We start from the raw sequence: 3,186 nt of genomic DNA, 5'->3' as shown, positions 1-3,186 counted from the left end.
GGCGGAAGGCAAGCTTGTGGTCGGCCGCCCGCTGCGCGTCGCGGTCGCCGCGGACGGGGGACGAGCTCGTTCCGCCCGGGTCGACCAGCGACCCCGTCCCGTTACCGGAATCAAACGGCATCATGCTCGCCGCGATGCTCGCCGACCTGCCCGTCGACATTATCGACCTCGGAATCCTCCCCGACCGGCTCGACACGCTGCGTGACGCCTTTGCCGGGGTCGATGCCGATCTGCTGGTGACCACGGGGGGCGCGTCGGTCGGTGATCACGACCTCGTCCGCCCCGCGATCGAGGCGGCCGGGCGGGGCAATCGACTTCTGGCGGATCGCGCTGCGCCCGGGCAAGCCGATGATGGCGGGCACGCTCGGCCGGACGATGCTGCTCGGCCTGCCGGGCAATCCCGTCTCCGCCTTCGTCACCGCGATCCTGTTCGTCCGCCCCGTCGTCGCGCACATGCTCGGCGCGCGCGATCCCCTGCCGCAGACGACGCATGCGCTGCTCGGCGAGGATCTTCCGCCCAACCAGTCGCGGACCGACTATATGCGCGCCGAACTGCGCGAGGGTCGCGCCTATGCCTCGACCATCCAGGACAGCTCGATGCTGCTGACGCTCGCCCGTTCGTCCTGCCTGATCATCCGCGACGGCGACGCGCCGGCGGCAAGGGCGGGCGACTCGGCGGAAATCCTCGTCATCGCGTGACGTCACCGCTTGACGAAGCTGCAAGTGTTCCATAGAAGTTCCTCGTCTGTTCCGGACGGAGAACCGTTATGCTCACGCGCAAGCAGCACGAGCTTGTCTGCTTCATCAATGACCGCCTCGCCGAGACGGGCGTGTCGCCCTCGTTCGAGGAGATGAAGGACGCGCTCGACCTGAAATCGAAATCGGGCGTGCACCGTCTGATCAGCGCGCTTGAGGAGCGCAACTTCATCCGACGCCTGCCCAACCGGCGCGCGCGCTCGAAGTGCTGCGGATGCCTGAGCGTCCCGAGGCGGCAATCGCACAGACTGCGGCGAAGTCGGGGCCGAAGTCGGAGGCTAAGGCATCGGCCGGCACCGTATCTGCGCCGGATACGGCCAGCGCCACGCCCGCGTCGCCCGCCCGCATCGCGGCGAACGACGTCGTCGAGATCCCGCTGCACGGCCGGATCGCCGCCGGCGTCCCGATCGAAGCCTTTGAAGGCAGTTCGATGCTTGCTGTCCCGGCCGCACTGCTCGGAACTGGCGAGCATTATGCGCTGGAGGTTTCGGGGGACTCGATGGTCGAAGCCGGCATTCTCGACGGCGACTATGCGCTGATCCGCCGCACCGAGATCGCACGCGACGGCGAAATCGTCGTCGCGCTGATCGAGGACAGCGAAGCGACGCTCAAATATTTCCGCCGCGAGGGCGCAATGGTCCGGCTCGACCCGGCCAACCGCGCCTATGACCCCCAGCGTTATGCGCCCGCACAGGTCCGGGTCCAGGGCAAGCTGTCGGGAATCCTGCGCCGCTACGACTGACGAATGCCGGGGAGCGCTGGCGGTCATCACCGCCACGCAACAGGCAGTGGCGTTCGTGACCAACGGCCCCAGGCACCATCGTCCGCGTTTCTGATTTGCGGCCCTCCCAATCGGAGGCCCCACCTTCACAGGATCATGACCCGACATACACAGTCGCAGCCTATCGCTCTGACCACCCCCCGGCCCGGCACCTGAAACCGGACTGACGCCGCACCCCCCGGCCACCCCGCGCTGATCGCCCCCCGCACTGAACCGTCGCGCCGGCCGCGCCAGCGTCGGTGGATCGCGCCACGGGTGCCGATCCCCCCGAATTGAGCACCGTCACCATCCGCCCCGCGGTCAACGTCAACGCGATCCCCCCCGGTCCGCGCGAGCACCGATCGATCGAGCTTCAGCCATCGCGGCGTACAACCACGCGGCAGCCCGCGCTCGCTGATGACGATGTCCGCGCGCCGGCAGGCGGCAAGCATCTCGGCGATCGGCACCCGGTAAACGCTGCGCGTTGCCAGCACACGCCACGCCCGCCCCCGCGCGACGACATCCGTCAAGCACAGCTCGCGGCTGCACCGCGCGTCGGGCTGATCCGCCAGCAGCAGCGGTTCTCCGTCGACCCCGCCATTCTCCGCCAGCGTATCGCGGACATAGTCCCCCGCCCGATCGCGAAGAAGTGCAAGCCCTGCGGCGGTCCGGACCGCGACGTGGCGGCCATCGCCCGTCACAAGGATATCGGGTGACGGCGTCGTCAGCGCCCAGATCGCGCCGACCGCCAAGGGCAGGATTCCGATCCGTCGCCACCGCGTCCGCCACAGCGCGATCCACACCCCGCCGACGACCATCAGCGCAAACGCCCCGTCGGGAACCGCCGGCAGCGCGCGGACCGCGCCCGGTGCATGCGCCACGCCGCGCGCGAGCCACAGCAGCGCGTCAAGCGCATGCTGCACCAGCCACCAGGCCGGCGCGCCGAGCCCGATCGTGTCGAGCAGCAGCGCCAGCGCCTCGAACGGCATGACGACGAACGTGGTCAGCGGGATCGCGACGATATTGGCGACCGCGCCGTACAGCCCGGCCTTGTGGAAATGATAGACCGCGATCGGCATCAGCGCCGCCTCGACGACGAGCCCGGTCAGCAGCAGCGACGCGGCGCCCCGCAACAGGCGTCTGCCGCGGCCCTCGTCATGCGGCGCGAACGTGGCACGGACGACGGGATGCTCGTGCAACGCGATGATCGCGGTGATCGCGGCAAACGACAATTGAAAGCTCGGTCCGGCGAGCGATTCGGGCAGCGCGAGCATCACCGCGATCGCCCCCGTCGCGACCAGCCGCAACGTCATCGCCTCGCGCCCCATCGCCAGCGCGACCAGCACCAGCAACGCCGCGACGCAGGAGCGGATCGTCGGCACCTGGCTGCCCGTCAGCACGGTGTAGCCGATCGCCGCTGCGGCACCGGCAAGCGCGGCGATCAACGGCAGTCGCGTGTGCAGCGCGAGCCATGGGCTGAGCGCCAGCAGCCGCATCACGATCAGCATCGTCGCGGCGACCGCCGCGGTGATGTGGAGGCCGCTTACCGAAAGGAGATGCGCCAGCCCGGCGCGGCGCATCGCCTCCGCATCCGCGTCGCTGATCGCGCCGACGTCGCCGGTCGCCAGCGCCGCCGCGATCCCGCCCGCGCTCCCGTCAAGCTGCGCGAC

General features: G+C 69.7%; 3 protein-coding genes and 1 pseudogene. 2 read left to right on the top strand and 2 right to left on the bottom strand.

The window, feature by feature from the left end:
- Positions 1 to 110: 110 nt before the first annotated feature.
- Positions 111 to 269: a hypothetical protein gene (locus tag NI18_RS28140; protein WP_347574886.1), complete on the bottom strand. Its 159-nt coding sequence runs from the start codon at positions 267 to 269 to the stop codon at positions 111 to 113.
- On the opposite strand from NI18_RS28140, the gene NI18_RS28135 reads away from it, so the two are divergent.
- Positions 262 to 699, top strand: a complete 438-nt coding sequence (locus tag NI18_RS28135; protein ID WP_347574885.1) for a molybdopterin-binding protein — start codon at positions 262 to 264, stop codon at positions 697 to 699. The genes NI18_RS28140 and NI18_RS28135 overlap by 8 nt on opposite strands.
- 68 nt (positions 700 to 767) lie before the next feature.
- A pseudogene (lexA, locus tag NI18_RS18315) lies at positions 768 to 1,498 on the top strand (transcriptional repressor LexA).
- Positions 1,499 to 1,623: 125 nt separating this feature from the next.
- Here the strand turns inward: lexA and NI18_RS18310 are convergent.
- Positions 1,624 to 3,186 (bottom strand): ComEC/Rec2 family competence protein (locus NI18_RS18310; protein WP_157840575.1); only part of this gene is annotated, 1,563 nt, incomplete at its 5' end.

The sequence above is a fragment of the Sphingomonas sp. Ant20 genome (assembly GCF_000783375.1).
Lineage (GTDB): Bacteria > Pseudomonadota > Alphaproteobacteria > Sphingomonadales > Sphingomonadaceae > Sphingomonas > Sphingomonas aerolata.
This window is presented reverse-complemented; position numbering and strand designations above follow the sequence as displayed.